A 16887-nucleotide genomic window follows, 5' to 3' on the forward strand; every position below is an offset into this window, starting at 1 on the left:
CAACGCAAATTTAATCTGAGACTATCAATTACTCAGGCTGCTTGCAGATCTTGAGGTTTGGTTTTCTGTGGGTTCCTCACTGAAGTTTATAGCGACTCTCAAACCACGAAGGCCACTCACTCCCTGGAGATCTTCCAGATCAAATTTTTCAACATCGCCGGTAAGCAAGCCCTGGTTTTGAAGAAAATCGATATACTCGAGATACTCATTGGCTTCATGTGTCTGTGAGTATACGATTGCCAGCATTCCAGGCTGAGTGAGCCTTTCGTTGGAATCCTTGATATGAACCTTATCAATCCGCTTTTTGATGATTTCGTACCTTATATTATAAGCACCATCCACATCAAATTTTCTTTCAGCCGTTCTGAAGCTGATAGAAATGGGTTGACTGTGAGCAAGGATCAACTGTGATGTCTGTAGTGGCACCTTCAGTTTCTTCTGTAGTTTGTTTGTAAGTATTGCCGCTTTTGCCAGCGTGTTCAGCTGCCAGATCTTCAGATTTTTCAGGTAGAAAAAATCGAATTTTTTATCTGGCGTTATGGACTGGCCGATATAAATATTGTAATCAACGCCATCGGTCACGAATCGCTCAAAATAATGCGGAAATATTTTTTGTGCAGCTCTTTGCTCTTCATCGATGAACCGGGCAAGTTCATTATTGATCGTGGTAATACTTTCTTCGTAAGATTTCCGGTGGTTGTAAAGCATTTCAACCGGTGAATCGATCACATCAAGATACCCATTTATCTCACCCGCCAACGATGGGATGATGGATTGAATGTGTGTAAACATATTCACGATCTCTGTCTTCAGAAAATGGTGAATAGCTAACTCTTCATCTGCAAAAAGTATATTGTTTACCGCATGTATATATTTCTTCAGCTTAAATAAAATCTCGTCCAGAAGTGGAAATGAGGTTTGTTGTTTTGCAAGCTTGATAATGTTTTGAGCCATCTTCAACTGTTCGAGCAAATCCTGCTGGATCGCCAGGTTCCTTTCCACCGATGAGTTGCGGATATCGATGGCTCCATATAAAGGATACACCTGGCTGAAAGTAATAGGGGCAATCTTGCTTTGTTCCCCCTGGTGTTTGCTGACAAGATAGTCCAGGGCCGCTTCTGTAAATTTCCATTCTACGGCATCCTGCACAGCAGTGAACTGATCCTTTATAACGCGGTCCACCTGGTGATCAAGATCCTGCTGGGTCTTTTCCAGCGCCAGTTTAAACAGCGGAATCGCCGGTTCCAGTTTCGCGACATGTTTCCAGGTGAACTGATTTTCTTTTTCAGACATGATCATCACCATACCAATCATTACTCTTGACGCGGTAAACAACGGGCACATGATAGCGCTTTTGTAGCCCATTTTAACCACGGAACTCATGAAAGGATATTTATCGACAAGTTCCTGGTCGATCTTTGGTATCACCTTTGGTCCCTGTGAGTTTTTAAAGGCTTCAACAACAAGATTGTAAGACTCATTGACTTTTTCAGGGGCTGGCAAAATCTCCTTGGGCACACGGGTGTTTGAGTACAATTCGGAGATCACCAGGTGATCATTTACCCTGTAAAAAGGCTTAATGGCGGTTTGTGCTCCAGGCACGTTCACCAGGTTCTGGATCTGGCGTTGAAGCTCACTGAAAATGGTGGCGTCCGAAAAATTATCGATCTGGAGCAGGCGGTTACGGATGATATTGTAAACTTCCCTCTCTGTAACGTCTTTCAGGTTGAAGATAACCATCCCTTCAAACTCAAAGTTTTCCAGGTTGAAGGCCTGCTGAATGCCAGGAATATCAGGTATTTCAAAACCATTCATCCAGCCGTTCAGGCAATCTGGCGTAAGCGGCGGAAGGTCGCCTTTGTAGGTTACATAAACGAACCTGGTGTCAATTTCCAGTTCCATATACCTGTCCAGTGTGGTATCGGGGCAACTGTATGAATGAACAGTTGTCATAGTATCCGGGATAGGAACATTGTATAAACGGGAAAGAATCAACTGGTATGCCCCGATAAGTTTCTCCTTTTCCAGGGAATTTGGATTGTGAATATCCGGCATGATGATCCGGCTGTCTTCACTACCGAGGAAGAGTTTCCGGAATCTCTCGGAGCCATAGATCACTTTCATTTTAAAAGGAACCAGGGTACCGTAAAGATCATCCTTGTCGGATAAGGTAACCGGAAAGATCGTCGCCATCATCTGTTCCACAAGATTGCGGTTTGCCTCAAGGACACTTTCACTAACCGCGGGTAACAATAGTTCTGGTACCTCGCTGACCTTTTCGAGCAGGTCCCTGTAAAGTTGTCTTGAGCCTTCCCTCCCATGCTCAGCCAGTTCTTTCCAGGTATTTATAAGGGGGCGAAAAGAAAATACAGAATTGAAGTTTGTTGTAAAATTACATTCCATCACTGCCGGTTTTATATAAATGATTGACGGCCCACCGTTTCAAATATTCTACGAAATTAAAAAATGCCGGGATAATTTAATATAACCTATTATGGGCGGTGGATCATTAGTGCTGCCGGCTCTGATTTTGGGAAAGATGATGGGATGAACGAAATCAGGCCCCCCCGATCCCGCGGGATGCGGAGCTGATGATAACCTTCCGGTAATAAATACAGATATTCCGCAGACCACATTCCCCGCATTTAGGATTACGGGCCAGGCAGATATAACGACCATGAAGGATGAGCCAGTGATGGGCTTTGTGAACCAGGTCTTTGGGCAGATAACTAACAAGTTGTTTTTCGGCCGCGAGCGGCGTTTTTGCACCGACGGTCAGGCCAAGCCTTGCGGAAACCCTGAAAACATGGGTGTCAACGGCCATATTTGGCTGTAAATCAATTACCGATGTGATTACGTTTGCGGTTTTTCTTCCGACACCGGGCAGCCTGACGAGTTCCTCAACGGTCAGGGGTACCTCACCGTGGAATTCATCCATAAGCATCCGGGCCATGCCGATCAGATGCCTGGTCTTGTTGTTTGGATATGAGATGCTCCTTATAAAGGGAAATAACTCCTCTATAGTAGCTTTCGACAACGCCTCCGGGTCGGGATAGCGCTCGAATATTGCAGGGGTAGTCAGGTTTACGCGTTTGTCTGTGCACTGTGCTGATAAGATAACCGCCACCAGTAGCTGGTAGGGACTATCGTAAATCAGTTCAGTTTCCGCATTGGGCGCATGTTGCTGGAAATAGTCGATGACGACTTTGTAACGTTCTTTGCGTGTCATTGATAAATGACTGCGAAAATACAGGAAGCCAGGACTATATCAATGATCAGGGGACCGGGTTCACCTCTGTATTGCGGGCGTAGTTCATAATATTCATAATTACTTCTGCCCTGGGTGATTCGAGAATGGTTTCCAGTTTCTGTGTGGATGCTTTCAAAACTTCCAGCTTTTCGCGAAGGGTCCAGTCTTCACGTAGTGCTGCTTCGATAGCAAGTGTTTTTTCCTGAGAAGTTTCCTTATACAAATACTGTATAAGTTCCTCTGGTGTAAAGAGTAAGTACATGTGCAAATCCATTTATGTCCAAAAAAATCCGAAATAGTCAGTTTCGGGTGTCCGTCCGTATACAAAAACGATTAAAGGGGTCGCTTATTGCATGGGATTCAGATTTCTCTGGTTTTCAATGGGATTAAGGATTGGCGGAGAGGGTGTCTGAAGGGTTATAGACAGGTAAGATAATAAATGATTATGAGCCGGGCATTAGTAGAATTACGAAGCCGGCAAATTTATTCGGCGATGATGAAGAGGTCCTCATCGTCCTTTTTCATCCGGTATTTTTCCCTGGCGTACTTTTCGAGCGTAGCCGGGTCCGATTTAAGTTTTTCCAATTCAGCAGAGGTGGTGTGAATTTCCTGGAGATAGTAGTCGCGGCTTTGTTCAAGATGCTTTAACTCGCGGTTGTGCCTGAACTGAGTTACAATATCCCTGTCATCAAAAAAAAGCAACCACACAGCGAAAACAATCGCCGTAAGAAAGTACTTGTTTCTCAGCCAGGGAGGCAGTTGTTGAATCAGTTTCATGGGAGTTTGTTGAAAGTTACTGATCAGCGTCAGAAGACTGCTGCTAACACCGATCAGTAACCGATTAATGAAATATCATTGTTCTTATTTTCCGAATTTAATTTTTCCGGCAGGATAAATTCCGTTGATGCCCAGTGACTCTTCAATACGGATCAGTTGGTTGTATTTTGCAATACGATCCGTCCTGCTGGCAGAGCCTGTTTTAATCTGGCCGCAATTTAATGCTACTGCAAGATCAGCAATTGTAGTGTCTTCCGTTTCGCCACTGCGGTGACTCATAATGGTATTATATCCGTTGCTTTGTGCCAGCGAAACCGCGTTGATCGTTTCCGTTATAGTACCGATCTGGTTAACCTTTACAAGCAATGCATTCGCAATATTACGGTCAAGACCCTGCTGAAGGCGTGTAACATTGGTAACAAACAAATCGTCACCAACCAGCTGACATCTGCTTCCGATAGTTTCAGTCAGCAACTTCCATCCATCCCAATCATCTTCAGCCATTCCATCTTCAATAGAACAGATCGGATATTTGTTAACCCAGCTTTCCCAGTATTTAACCAGTTGTTCGCTGGTCAATTCCTTGCCATCGCTTTTATGAAAGACGTACTTTTTCTTTTTGCTGTCCCAAAGTTCAGAATTAGCTGCATCCATGGCTATCATGATCTGTGAGCCCGCTTCGAATCCTGCAGCAGTAATAGCAGTCAGAACCGTTTCGATGGCTTCTTCATTGCTCTGGATATTGGGAGCAAATCCTCCTTCATCTCCAACATTGGTACTGAATCCTTTTTTCTTCAATACTGTTTTCAGGGCATGAAATATTTCAACTCCCCAGCGCAAACCTTCGCTGAAACTGGTGGCTCCAACTGGCATAACCATAAATTCCTGGAAGTCTATTTTGTTGTCTGCGTGAGCACCGCCGTTCAGGATGTTCATCATTGGGATAGGCAATGTTCTTGAGTTAGTACCACCAACATACCGGAACAATGGAAGGCCCGACTCAGCTGCTGCGGCTTTTGCCACTGCCATGCTTACTGCCAGGGTCGCATTTGCGCCAAGATGTGATTTGTTTTCAGTGCCATCAAGATCGATCAATGCCTGGTCGAGCCCGGCCTGATCTGCAACATCAAAGCCAAGTAATTTTTCAGCTATAAGGGTATTTACATTTTTAACTGCTTTCAATACACCCTTGCCTACGTAGATCTTCTTGTCGTTATCACGCAATTCAACAGCCTCATGGATACCAGTGCTTGCCCCGCTCGGAACTGCAGCACGTCCAAGCGCCCCTTCGTCTGTAAGGATATCAACTTCGATCGTTGGATTTCCACGGCTATCTAAAATTTGTCTTGCATGAATCTCGGAAATGTAACTCATTGTATTACTTGTTTATGATTGTCTGATTGTTGTGTTCCCTTTATGTCTCTGTATTAATCGTATTGTTATAGAACCGCAATCACCTCGTCAGTTCCCTGAATAGTTCTTCAAGACTCTGTTCACCGCTTTGCAAAGAAACTATATTCAGGTTTTCTTTCAAAGATAGTTCCATCAATTGTTTGCGGAGATTATCAGGGGAGCCGGTTTGAAGTTCCCAGTTGAATTCATCAATCGCACGAACAGCCGTAGCCGAAGATAATCCGCTCAACAGACCACCGTCAATCTTCTCCTGGAAGGTTACCCGGATATGCCGGGCGCCTTCCATATTTCCCCTCAGCGCCGATATGGTATCATTCGCTACAAGTTTCCCTTTATTAATTATTACCACGCGATCACAAACTGCTTCGACTTCCTGGAGTATATGCGAAGAAAACAATACTGTCTTTTCCTGCCCGAGTTTCCTGATTACTTCCCGGATCTCGAGGATCTGGTTCGGATCCAGGCCGGTTGTTGGTTCATCAAGTATCAGCACCTCAGGATCATGTATCAGGGCGGCAGCCAGCCCAACCCGTTGTTTATATCCTTTTGAAAGTTGGCCAAGCTTTTTCTTACTCTCCACACTTAATCCAACCATCAGGATCACCTCTTCAATACGTTGTTTTTTATTTTTTACCTGGTGAATATCTGCTATGAAGTCCAGGTATTCCCGTACATACATTTCGTAATACAGCGGGTTTGCCTCTGGCAGATAGCCTATACGACTCTTGGTTTCAAGTGGTTTGTCCTTTACATTAACGCCACACACGATAGCGTCACCTCCATCCTGTGTGAGGAAGCCGGTGATGATTTTCATTGTCGTTGATTTACCTGCACCATTTGGTCCAAGGAATCCAACGATCTCTCCCTTGTCTACACGAAAGGAGATTGAGTCAACCGCTTTCTGTCCGCCATACAATTTAGATAGATTGTTTACCTCGATAGACATCCGACAAAACTAGTGATTAATGACCAATAGTGTAACGCAGCAGTTATGGCTGTCATGAATGATCTTCGATAACGTCAAATTCGCCTTTCCAGGCGTACCAGCCGAAAATTGATAATCCAATAGCTATTGGGGTGAAAATGGCGATCACGATGATCCATGGTATGGGCTTATTGATATCACCCGTTCCTTCGGACCGGATATTAACCGCTGCGGCCAGTACAAGCACAATGATGATTGCCGGGCCAAGCAACATCCATAAAATTCCGAGGTATCGTTTAAGTAGTTTCATGTTTGAGTCTTTTCAGTCTGTCAATCTCCCACATTTTTGTCTATGCGATTTGTAAGATACAGGGCCCCGATGATGAAACTAAGGATAGCAACGCCGACGGGGTACCATAGTCCGGAAAGATGGTTTGATCCGGGAATTGTAGTAATCAATGTCGCGATAAAAGGGACTAATCCACCAAAAACGCCATTTCCGATATGATAGGGAAGTGACATCGACGTGTACCGGATTCGTGTCGGAAAAAGCTCAACAAGAAATGCCGCGATTGGTCCGTAGACCATGGTTACAAATATCACCATCAGCGCTATCCACCCGATCATCTGCCATTTTGCGGATTCACCGAGAACAATTTCCTTCCGCGGAGGTGGCAGCTTTATGGCACTATGAGTACTCAGCCTGCTGGCTGTCCGCATCATTGAGCCGTCGGTATAATATTGCGTCACCGTTTTCAGTTGAATATATTCTTTACCGGCACTCAATGATCTCGAGGTCTGTACCTGTTCTTTCTCCGGCTGAACAGTTTTGGCGCTTACGTCTGCAATATTATACAGCTCCTGGAAGATATAGTGATAGGACAAAATGCCAAGTAGCATCCCGGTTAGTATGATGTGTTTGCGGCCGATCTTGTCTGACAAGGACCCAAAAATCACAAAAAATGGGGTTGATATCAGTAGTGCAATAAGTATGATTGAATTTGCCTGTTCATACTCAACAAGGCATTTGGTAAGGATGAAGTTCTGTGCGTAAAACTGGCTTGTGTACCATATTACTCCCTGTCCCATTGTTGCACCAAACAGGGCCAGGAGTACCATCTTGAAATTTGTCTTGTTTCCAAAACTTTCCTTCAATGGGTTGGATGATGTTTTTCCCGCCTTTTTGAGCTTACTGAACAGTGGCGATTCGTTCATTCGAAGTCGGATAAAAATGGACACGATCACCAGGATTATTGACAACAGGAAGGGATACCGCCATCCGTTGCCTGTGGTGAATTCTTCCACGCCGACCAGTCTGCGTATCGACAGAATTACGCCAAGGGATATAAAGAGCCCGAGGGTGGCAGTTGTCTGGATCCAGCTGGTATAAAAGCCCCTCCTGTTTGCGGGAGCATGTTCGGCCACATAGGTTGCCGCACCTCCATATTCGCCACCTAAAGCAAGGCCCTGCAACAACCTCAGCACCAAAACCAGGATGGGCGCAAGAGCCCCGATACTTGCATAGGTGGGCACACAACCTATCAGGAACGTGGAGCCACCCATCAGTACAAGGGTCAACAGGAAAGTATATTTTCTGCCTATCAGATCACCGAGGCGGCCAAAAAATAATGCACCGAACGGTCGGACAATAAATCCTGCCGCGAATGTTGCAAGGGTAGACAGTAAGGCTGCCGTCGGGTTAGTGTCGGGGAAAAACTTTTGCGCAATGATGGTGGAAAGGCTGCCAAAAATGTAGAAATCGTACCATTCGATCAGGGTTCCAACAGATGAAGCAGTGATGACTTTCCAAATTCCCTGTGTTGGTGAATTCATAAGCAGGCTCGCATTTATATCACCGAATATAAAGTAAAGTTTTTACCGGTGTTTATGTGCTGCGAGAATTGCTGGCACAAATAAGAAAGCTCCTGCCCGATATATACCGGTTACAGGAGCTTTTCATAGTAAAGATGTTTTCGTCAGGAGCCGGAGACCGGTCTAAACAATCACATACTTTTCATCAACTTTAGGGGGTGCGATATGTGATATCCTGTTCAGGATGCCGTCTTTCAATCCATAGCTCCAGCCATGGATGTGAACACGGTGGCCGGATTCCCATGCCTGCCTGATCGTTTCCGTTTTTGATAAATTGATTACCTGCTGTTTTACATTATACTCGGTAAGAAGGTCAGCGCGTTCCTCAGGGGTAGGTTTTGAATTGATCATTTCAAAATTTTCCTGGTAAACCTTTTTTATGTTGATCAGCCATTTGTCAAGAATACCGAGACTCTGATCACCCATTGCTGCTTTAATACCCCCGCATCCATAATGTCCGCACACAATTACGTGTTTAACTTTCAGATGGGTTACCGCATACTCAAGCACACAGAGTACGTTCAGGTCGTCTTCAACAACGAGGTTTGCGATATTGCGATGTACAAAGATCTCACCGGGGTCGGTTCCGGTAACTTCATTTGCGGGAACCCTGCTGTCACTGCATCCGATCCAAAGGAACTCAGGAGTTTGTAAATGTGCGAGCCTTTCGAAGAACTTCGGATCGTCCTCCAGCTTTTCGGCTGCCCATGCTTTATTTTCGAGCAGTAGTTTTTCAAATGATTTCATTTCTTAAGTATTTAATTATTCGTTCCGCGTTACCGCAAATATTTTAGCACCGGTCTGTTTAGAATGGTGTACGGATCAATGACCGTGGTGCATGTCGTTTCATTGACGATTATGCATTCTATTATTAGTGTTTCGAAGCAGCGGATGCAAATCGCGCATCTCCGAAACCTTGTTCTTTATGAGCACTTTTTTTGAGTTCTACCTTGATGTTTTTGAGATGCGCGCGGTGCATGAAGTCTTCAATCACCTCGATCACATCCTTGTCTATGAAGTCTGCCCTGGCAGCATCAATCAAAACAAAAGAATCTTCTGGTACCTGTTCAAGCTTGTTTTTAATAATGGGTTTATTCAGAAAAGACACATCTTTTCTCAGTCTGAAGAGATAATTTTTATCGTCATTGACCACAAATACTGCTGATTTGAAATTGCTTCTCATCACGAAAAACAAACCAACACAACAACCTATCAGTATTCCTACAAGGAGATCCGTAAACAAGATCGCCAGGACAGTAACCACAAAGGGTACAAACTGATCCCATCCCTTCCTGAAATACGTTGAATATAATGTAACCTTGGTAAGCTTATAACCGGTGTAAATGAGTATGGCTGCGAGCGATGAATATGGGATCCTGTTCAATATCTGAGGGATCAAGGCCACGCACAACAATAACAGCAAACCATGCATAATGGTAGACGCCTTTGTTTTAGCGCCTGCATTTGCGTTTGCGGAAGTTCTAACGATCACCGAAGTGATAGGTAATCCGCCAATCAGACCGGAAACGATGTTTCCAACTCCCTGGGCTTTCAACTCCCGGTTAGTGGGTGTAACACGTTGAAGGGGATCCAGCTCGTCAGATGCCTCAACATTTAACAGTGTTTCAAGACTTGCTACAATTGCAAGCGTAAGAGCTGTTGTCCATACTGTAATGTTCCCTATCTGGCTAAGATCAGGAAAGGTAAAAAATGAAAAGAACTCGGCAGCTGAGTCAGCCGTCGGGATATTTACAAGGTGAGCCGAAGTGAGGGCAAGATCGGGCCTCGACACCTTAAGGAATTCGTTAATCAAGGTTCCTACGATAACCACAATCAGCGGCGAAGGAACCTGTTTAAGAAATTTGAATTTTTTAATGATCAGTTTATCCCAAAGTATCTGGAAGCCCAGGCAAATAAGACCAATCATCAGGGCCACCGGCATAAGATTCATTATCGAAAAATAAATTTCCGAAAATGTATTTTTCCCGTCCGGCTGTTTGAAAGATTCATCGCCCTGGAAATCCGATTCATAGCCAACAAAGTGGGGGATCTGCTTCAAAATCAGGATCAGGCCGATAGCCGCCAGCATACCTTTGATCACATTGGAAGGAATATAATCTCCCAGTATACCGGCCTTCAGAAAACCGAGGATCAACTGAAAAACTCCACCGATTACTACAGCAAGCAAAAAAACCTCGTAAACTTCGAGTTTTGTAATGGCAACGGCCACGATTGCGGTTAACCCCGCTGCCGGTCCACTTACACTTAATTGAGAACCACTTAAAGATCCTACTACAATACCACCGACAATTCCGGCAATCAAACCGGAAAACAGTGGGGCGCCGGAGCCCAGCGCGATTCCAAGACAAAGGGGAAGTGCTACAAGAAACACAACAACCGAGGCCGGAAAGTCAGAACCTAATGAACTGAAAAAACCTTTTGGTTGGTTAGACATAGTGAGAGAGTTATGAATTATGATTGGTGAATAATGAAATGGAATAATAATAACCCTGCCTGGTTGTTGGCCTTAAATCAGAGCCTATGCATTACGGTCACTATGTGCAATTTTAAAAAAGTCATTTTTGTGCTCATGTATGGGCACACCTATCCTCAGGAAAGAGATAAACGTTCAGGAGGAGGAGAAAGTAGCTCGAAGTGGACGAGTTCAATTTTTTCTGACGCTTTGATAAGATGTTTGAACAAGCGGTTACTCAGAAAGAAATCAGTGACTTCAAGATGACCATGAATATACTCTTCGGAGAAAGAAACCGGTGGGCCAGGTGCTTTTTCGTCGGGACCTGAAGGCGAGCCGGGGAAACCTTCCGCTTCATCAGTCTGGCCCGACATAAACGAATACCCGGAGTTTGAATCCTGGGGGTAGAAGAAAAAATTAGCCGTAGTCAGAAAAAGTAACAGGAACATCAAGGCCACAGCAAGAAGATTCTTGCCGGCTGAAATGTCCTGATATTTATTTTTCTGAGATGTCATCGCCACAAATATAGCCCTGAAAGCACGGAAATGAAATCCGTTAACATTTTTTTAAATAATTTCCAATAAAATCACTCATTATCCCAGCTTTCTTCAATTCCAAAGCATTTTATTAAGACGCCATTTATTTCGAATTACTCTCACCTTTTTGCAGATATTTTTTATTAGGCTAATTTACCGCCTGATGTTACTCCTTGTGGAGTAGGGCTTTAATATGAAAATCTGAAAATTGTTATGTCTTATTCTTATCAGTTGAAATCTTCCGAAGATTACCAGAGCGCCTATGATAGAAGTGTGAATGATCCGGAAGGATTCTGGGGTGAGATTGCGGCCACCTTTCACTGGCGCAAACCCTGGGACAAAGTCCTCCAGTGGAACTTTACAACTCCAGAGATAAAATGGTTCGCTGGCGGCAAATTAAATATCACCGAGAACTGCCTCGACCGGCACCTTGCCGATAAAGCCGATACGCCGGCAATCGTCTGGGAGCCGAACGATCCCGCCGAACACTACCGGATACTTACCTACCGTGAACTTTTCAATAAAGTTGTCCAGTTTTCAAACGTATTAAAGAACGTCGGAGCCAAAAAAGGCGACCGGGTTTGCATTTACATGGGGATGGTCCCGGAGCTCGCAATCGCGGTGCTTGCCTGCGCCCGGATCGGAGCGGTTCATTCGGTTATTTTTGGCGGATTCAGCGCCCAGAGCATTGCCGACCGGTTGCAGGATGCGCAGGCTGAGTTTGTGATTACCTGCGATGGTGCTTTCCGGGGTAACAAGGAGATTCCGCTGAAAGGTGTGATTGACGATGCCCTGGTTCAATGCCGGTTTGTGAAAAAAGTAATTGTTCTTACCCGTACCCGCACTCCTGTGAGCATGATCAAAGGACGTGATGTTTGGTGGGAAGATGAAATCCGCAAGGTTGAAACACAGGGCAACCCGGATTGTCCCGCCGAAGAGATGGATGCCGAGGATATGCTGTTTATCTTATACACCTCGGGCTCCACAGGCAAACCAAAAGGTGTGGTTCATACCTGCGGGGGTTATATGGTTTATACCAATTATACTTTTGTAAACGTTTTCCAGTATCAGCCCGGCCAGATCCATTTTTGTACCGCAGACATCGGTTGGATCACCGGTCATAGCTATATTGTTTATGGTCCGCTGAGCGCCGGTGCTACTTCACTCATGTTCGAAGGCATTCCGACCTGGCCGGATGCGAGCCGCTTCTGGCAGATCATCGATAAATACAAAGTTAACATCCTTTATACCGCTCCTACTGCTATCAGGTCATTGATGGGATTTGGAACCGAACCGCTTAACGGGCATGATCTCAGCTCGCTCACGGTACTCGGCACGGTCGGAGAACCGATAAATGAAGAAGCCTGGCATTGGTACGATGAAAATATCGGGAAGAAAAAAAGCCCGATCGTTGATACCTGGTGGCAAACGGAAACCGCGGGAATCTTAATCTCGAACATTGCGGGGGTCACCCCGGCAAAACCAACGTTTGCAACCTTGCCCCTCCCGGGGGTTCAGCCGGTACTTGTAGATGAGAACGGAAAGGTATTGGAAGGAAACAATGTAAGCGGAAACTTATGCATAAAGTTTCCATGGCCCGGCATCTTGCGGACAACCTATGGCGATCACGAAAGATGCCGCCTGAATTATTTCTCCACCTACGAGAACCTTTATTTTACCGGGGATGGCTGTCTCCGGGATGAAAACGGATTCTACAGGATAACGGGTCGCGTAGATGATGTCCTTAACGTGAGCGGGCACCGGATAGGTACAGCCGAAGTCGAAAATGCGATCAATATGCACGCCGGTGTGGTGGAAAGCGCCGTGGTTGGGTATCCTCATAACGTTAAGGGACAGGGTATTTACGCATATGTAATTTTCAACGACCTTCATAATGATGCTGAACTCACCAAAAAAGATATTTCACTCACTGTTACCAGGATAATCGGACCTATCGCCAGGCCGGATAAGATCCAGTTTGTTACCGGTCTTCCAAAAACAAGAAGTGGTAAGATAATGCGACGGATTCTAAGGAAGATTGCTGAAGGTGAAACAGAAAACCTTGGCGATACATCCACTTTGCTTGATCCGGGGGTGGTTAAGGAAATAGCCGAAGGAAAACTATAATTTTCAGCCCATGCTAAGACTTACTGCCGTCGCAATTGTATGTGGAGTTCTTTTCGGTTCCTGTAATGATCCGGAATCACAGGTAAAGGTGGATAAGCCTCCCAGGGCAAATATGAAATTCAGGCCCGCGTATTTTGAAGACCAGTCAAGATCAGAGAAACTGAAAAGTGTATTTCCGGCAGCAGACAGCATGCTCAGGAAATTTACTGAAGAGAATCATATTCCCGGGCTGGCCTATGGCATTGTCGTGGATGGCAAGTTGGTCCATACGGGTAATTTCGGCTTTTCGGACCTGGGAAAGCAGGTTCCTGTGAGTTCGTCCACGATGTTTCGTGTAGCCTCGATGAGTAAAAGTGTAACAGCAATGGCTATCCTGAAACTTCGTGACCAGGGGAGACTTTCGCTTGAAGACAAAGCCAGGAAATATATTCCTGCTCTCGCGCTCCAGGAATATGTCACTGCCGATGCCCCTGAAATTACCATCCGGCATTTGCTTACCCACAGTGCTGGTTTTCCTGAAGATAACCCCTGGGGTGATCGCCAGTTGGCCGATACGGATAAGGACCTTATGGATCTTCTGAACAAGAAGATCACTTTTTCAAATCCCCCGGGAGTAAGTTATGAATACAGTAACCTGGGCTTTGCGCTTCTCGGTAAGATTATATCGGTAGTTTCCGGCAGACCCTATCAACAATATATTCATGATGAGATCTTTTTGCCACTTGGCATGAAGCACTCCGGTTATGAGTTCCGGGATATAGAGCCGCAGCAACTGGCACATGGTTACCGTTGGCTTAATGAACAATGGATCGAAGAAGAACTTTTACATGACCAGGCGGATGGCTCCTGGGGAGCTATGGGTGCGCTGATAAGTTCGGTTGATGAATTTGCAAAGTACCTCGCAGCTCACATGGAAGCCTGGCCCGCATCCAATCTCGCTGAATCACCGGTATTAAAGAGAAGCTCGTTGAGGGAAATGCATCATCCCTGGAGATTCGATGCAATGAATTTGAAATATCGTTATGCTGATGGCCGCAACTGCCCGGTTGTTACTGCTTATGGATATGGTTTGCGATGGATGCAGGACTGTGAAGAAAAGACAATAGTGAGTCACAGTGGCGGTTTGCCGGGTTTTGGCTCCCACTGGGGATTCCTGCCTGATTATGGTATCGGGATAGTTACCCTCGCGAACCGGACTTATGCCGGTGCAGCACGCATTAATCCTCATATTCTTGACACGCTGGTAAAAAGGGCGGGACTGCAGCGCAGGATTTTGCCTCCCTCTGATATTCTTGATCAAAGAAAAAATGAATTGGTGGCATTATTTCCAGATTGGAAAAATGCGGCTGCCAGCGGAATCTTTGCTGAGAATTTTTTTCCGGACAATCCTGTTGATTCCCTGATCAAATATAACAGGCTGGCTTATGAAGCCGCCGGAAAGATTGTTTCGGTTGGCCCTCTCCGTGCCGAGAATCAACTGAGGGGCGAGTTTCTTATTAATGGAGAAAATGGTACGATACCAGTCTACTTCACACTGTCTCCCGAAAATCCCGCTTTGATCCAGGAATTCAGTATGGGAGCATTTGTGCCTTCAACAAAAAAGAGATAGGGAACCGAAAACATGAACGTCCACAATCCTCGTGTTGCATGAAAAACCCCACTGGCTGGAATTTGTGGGGTTTTCATAGTGAGACATTGCATTGCCGTTTTCAATTACAATGCAGTATGGATTGAATTGTCTCCGGATTAAATGGGCCGCAAACTATCAAGAGTATCTCAGGATTATTCGCTTCGGCCTGGATGTAAGATACAATAAGTTAACCCCCGGTGCAAGCGGGGGCTAAAGACTTAACACTTATCATATTATAATATAGTGACAGGGATAACCTGATGAGAAGTAAATGGTTGATTACCTTTGAATGGAAACCTGTGTGCCAACCGGCAGGAATTGTTCAAGTTCATCCAGGTCATCATTTTTGAGCGCGATGCATCCGTTCGTCCAATTTGTATAATCGTCTACCACAATGTTATCATTTGGCCAGGTTCCATGGATAGCGATCCCGCCACCAATTTTTGAACTTTTGGGTATCATGCCTTTTGCCTTACGTTCGTTGAATTTTGCCCAGCTGTCTTTATTTGGATAATCGAGCATCAGCATTTTGTGCCATTTCTCATGTCTCCTTTTGGAAATGATCTTAAAACTGCCTTCCGGTGTTTTACGATCGCCTTCCATCATTTTATCTGTGAGGTTTTTGTTACCGAATACTACCGGGTAGGTCGCATACCATCCTTCGTCATCGTACACCTTTAATTCATAATCCGTTTTGTCTACAACCAGGTATACGGTGCCCGTTGGACCGTTACTGAAAACTCGTTTTTTTATTATACGTTCTTCAACTGACCTGAAGGCCACCAGAGAAATTCCCACAATAACCGGGATGGCAATAAGAAGTCTGCGTTTCATAATAACCATGGTTTAAGTAAAGGCCAGGCAATAATTTAATTGTTTAGTGATAGATTATTATTTAACACGGCTTATGGGATTGTGGCTTAAATGAAAACGTATCTGTTGTAGCTTTATTTTCGACAGGGATAACTTTTAACAGAGTGTTCAAAAAACAAAATAGCGCGTCAAAAGACGCGCCACATTTACAACTCTGTTATTTATTGTGATTTATTTTTTCATCACTGCCAGGCGCTGAGCCTGAGGCCAAAATTATATGGAGTCTGATCAAATCCTTTTTCAAACATACTTTGGCTTGCGAGTGAACCGTAAAGAGTGACGGGTCCAAGTTGCAGTTCACCTATATAAGATATTTTCCATTTGCGCAGGTCGAAATCGTTATGCACTTTTTCCAGCCCATCCAGATCTGTGATCGTTTTTTGCCGGCTTGAATAAAGGTAGCCTGCGCTTACACCTGCACTTAATCCAAAGCCACGACGTTTACCTGGCGTGAAGTTAAAATTCAACATCATTGGGATGGTAATGTAATCTGCGGCCAGTTTGTTCTTTGAGTAGACTTTTGTGTTGTCAAGTACGACTTTGGTTGGACTTGTTTCAAAAATTACTGGCTCGTTATACCTGTAGTTGTTTAGTTCGATACCCAGACCATACTTAAGGTTTACAATATTTTTTACCATATTTAATCTTTGCAGGAACAACCAGATGTTAACGTTCACTGATTTACCTGTGCGAAGCTTCATTTGATCTTTACCAACGCCGGGTCCTGTAAAGCCGCTGGCCGATGTAGCAGCATAGTCCGTTTGATCATCATAGTTAGCAAAGCCGAGATCGAGAACGAGCCAGTTTGTAGTGATCAGTGAAGGCTTATATTCATTTCTATGATAGATCCGGGTTTTTTCTTTCTCGCCGGGCTCATCACCAGGAGTTTTCACGATGATCATAGTGCCAATCTTGATGGTATCCGGCGCTTTCGAAGTGGAGTCGGTCTGAGCCATGCCTGTTATACCCATACTTATCCCGGTCAGGAGTATCAATATCCTTTTCATGTTT

The 16887-nt window shown here is 44.8% G+C and carries 15 protein-coding genes; 2 read left to right on the forward strand and 13 right to left on the reverse strand.

Annotation, left to right across the window (positions count from 1 at the left end):
* Positions 1-24 precede the first annotated feature (24 nt).
* The 11 genes from ACX0G7_RS03740 to ACX0G7_RS03790 form a co-directional block, all read right to left on the reverse strand.
* Positions 25-2403, reverse strand: coding sequence for a hypothetical protein (locus tag ACX0G7_RS03740; protein ID WP_458922082.1), 2379 nt, complete (start codon positions 2401-2403; stop codon positions 25-27).
* A gap of 154 nt (positions 2404-2557) precedes the next feature.
* Positions 2558-3229: an endonuclease III gene (gene nth / locus ACX0G7_RS03745; protein WP_458922083.1), complete on the reverse strand. Its 672-nt coding sequence runs from the start codon at positions 3227-3229 to the stop codon at positions 2558-2560.
* A gap of 46 nt (positions 3230-3275) precedes the next feature.
* Positions 3276-3512, reverse strand: coding sequence for a hypothetical protein (locus ACX0G7_RS03750; protein ID WP_458922084.1), 237 nt, complete (start codon positions 3510-3512; stop codon positions 3276-3278).
* A 221-nt stretch (positions 3513-3733) separates the two neighbouring features.
* Positions 3734-4027 carry an FtsB family cell division protein gene (locus ACX0G7_RS03755; RefSeq protein ID WP_458922085.1) on the reverse strand — a complete coding sequence of 98 codons (294 nt, stop codon included), beginning with the start codon at positions 4025-4027 and terminating at the stop codon, positions 3734-3736.
* A gap of 84 nt (positions 4028-4111) precedes the next feature.
* A complete protein-coding gene (gene eno / locus ACX0G7_RS03760; RefSeq protein WP_458922086.1) occupies positions 4112-5401 on the reverse strand; it encodes a phosphopyruvate hydratase in 1290 nt (429 codons plus the stop codon).
* A gap of 79 nt (positions 5402-5480) precedes the next feature.
* The gene (gldA, locus tag ACX0G7_RS03765) at positions 5481-6386 is read right to left on the reverse strand and encodes a gliding motility-associated ABC transporter ATP-binding subunit GldA (RefSeq protein WP_458922087.1); all 906 of its coding nucleotides are present in this window, start codon (positions 6384-6386) and stop codon (positions 5481-5483) included.
* Positions 6387-6438: 52 nt separating this feature from the next.
* Complete coding sequence (locus tag ACX0G7_RS03770; RefSeq protein ID WP_458922088.1) at positions 6439-6675, reverse strand: DUF6814 family protein; 237 nt, start codon at positions 6673-6675, stop codon at positions 6439-6441.
* A gap of 20 nt (positions 6676-6695) precedes the next feature.
* On the reverse strand, positions 6696-8198 hold the full coding sequence (locus ACX0G7_RS03775; protein ID WP_458922089.1) for an MFS transporter: 1503 nt from the start codon (positions 8196-8198) through the stop codon (positions 6696-6698).
* A 162-nt stretch (positions 8199-8360) separates the two neighbouring features.
* Entirely contained in the window at positions 8361-8984 is a 624-nt protein-coding gene (locus ACX0G7_RS03780; RefSeq protein ID WP_458922090.1) for a carbonic anhydrase, read from the reverse strand.
* 124 nt (positions 8985-9108) lie between these two features.
* Positions 9109-10692, reverse strand: a complete 1584-nt coding sequence (locus tag ACX0G7_RS03785) for a SulP family inorganic anion transporter (RefSeq protein WP_458922091.1) — start codon at positions 10690-10692, stop codon at positions 9109-9111.
* Positions 10693-10847: 155 nt separating this feature from the next.
* On the reverse strand, positions 10848-11225 hold the full coding sequence (locus ACX0G7_RS03790) for a hypothetical protein (RefSeq protein ID WP_458922092.1): 378 nt from the start codon (positions 11223-11225) through the stop codon (positions 10848-10850).
* Between the two features lie 234 nt (positions 11226-11459).
* Between ACX0G7_RS03790 and acs the strand changes: the two genes are divergently transcribed.
* Positions 11460-13373 carry an acetate--CoA ligase gene (gene acs, locus ACX0G7_RS03795; protein WP_458922093.1) on the forward strand — a complete coding sequence of 638 codons (1914 nt, stop codon included), beginning with the start codon at positions 11460-11462 and terminating at the stop codon, positions 13371-13373.
* Between the two features lie 10 nt (positions 13374-13383).
* Positions 13384-14982: a serine hydrolase domain-containing protein gene (locus ACX0G7_RS03800; RefSeq protein WP_458922094.1), complete on the forward strand. Its 1599-nt coding sequence runs from the start codon at positions 13384-13386 to the stop codon at positions 14980-14982.
* A gap of 300 nt (positions 14983-15282) precedes the next feature.
* Here ACX0G7_RS03800 and ACX0G7_RS03805 read toward each other — a convergent pair whose 3' ends face one another.
* Both ACX0G7_RS03805 and ACX0G7_RS03810 read right to left on the reverse strand, forming a co-directional pair.
* Entirely contained in the window at positions 15283-15837 is a 555-nt protein-coding gene (locus ACX0G7_RS03805) for a L,D-transpeptidase family protein (RefSeq protein WP_458922095.1), read from the reverse strand.
* A gap of 221 nt (positions 15838-16058) precedes the next feature.
* On the reverse strand, positions 16059-16883 hold the full coding sequence (locus tag ACX0G7_RS03810) for an outer membrane beta-barrel protein (protein WP_458922096.1): 825 nt from the start codon (positions 16881-16883) through the stop codon (positions 16059-16061).
* Positions 16884-16887: the final 4 nt, after the last annotated feature.

This window comes from Flavitalea antarctica (assembly GCF_054461535.1).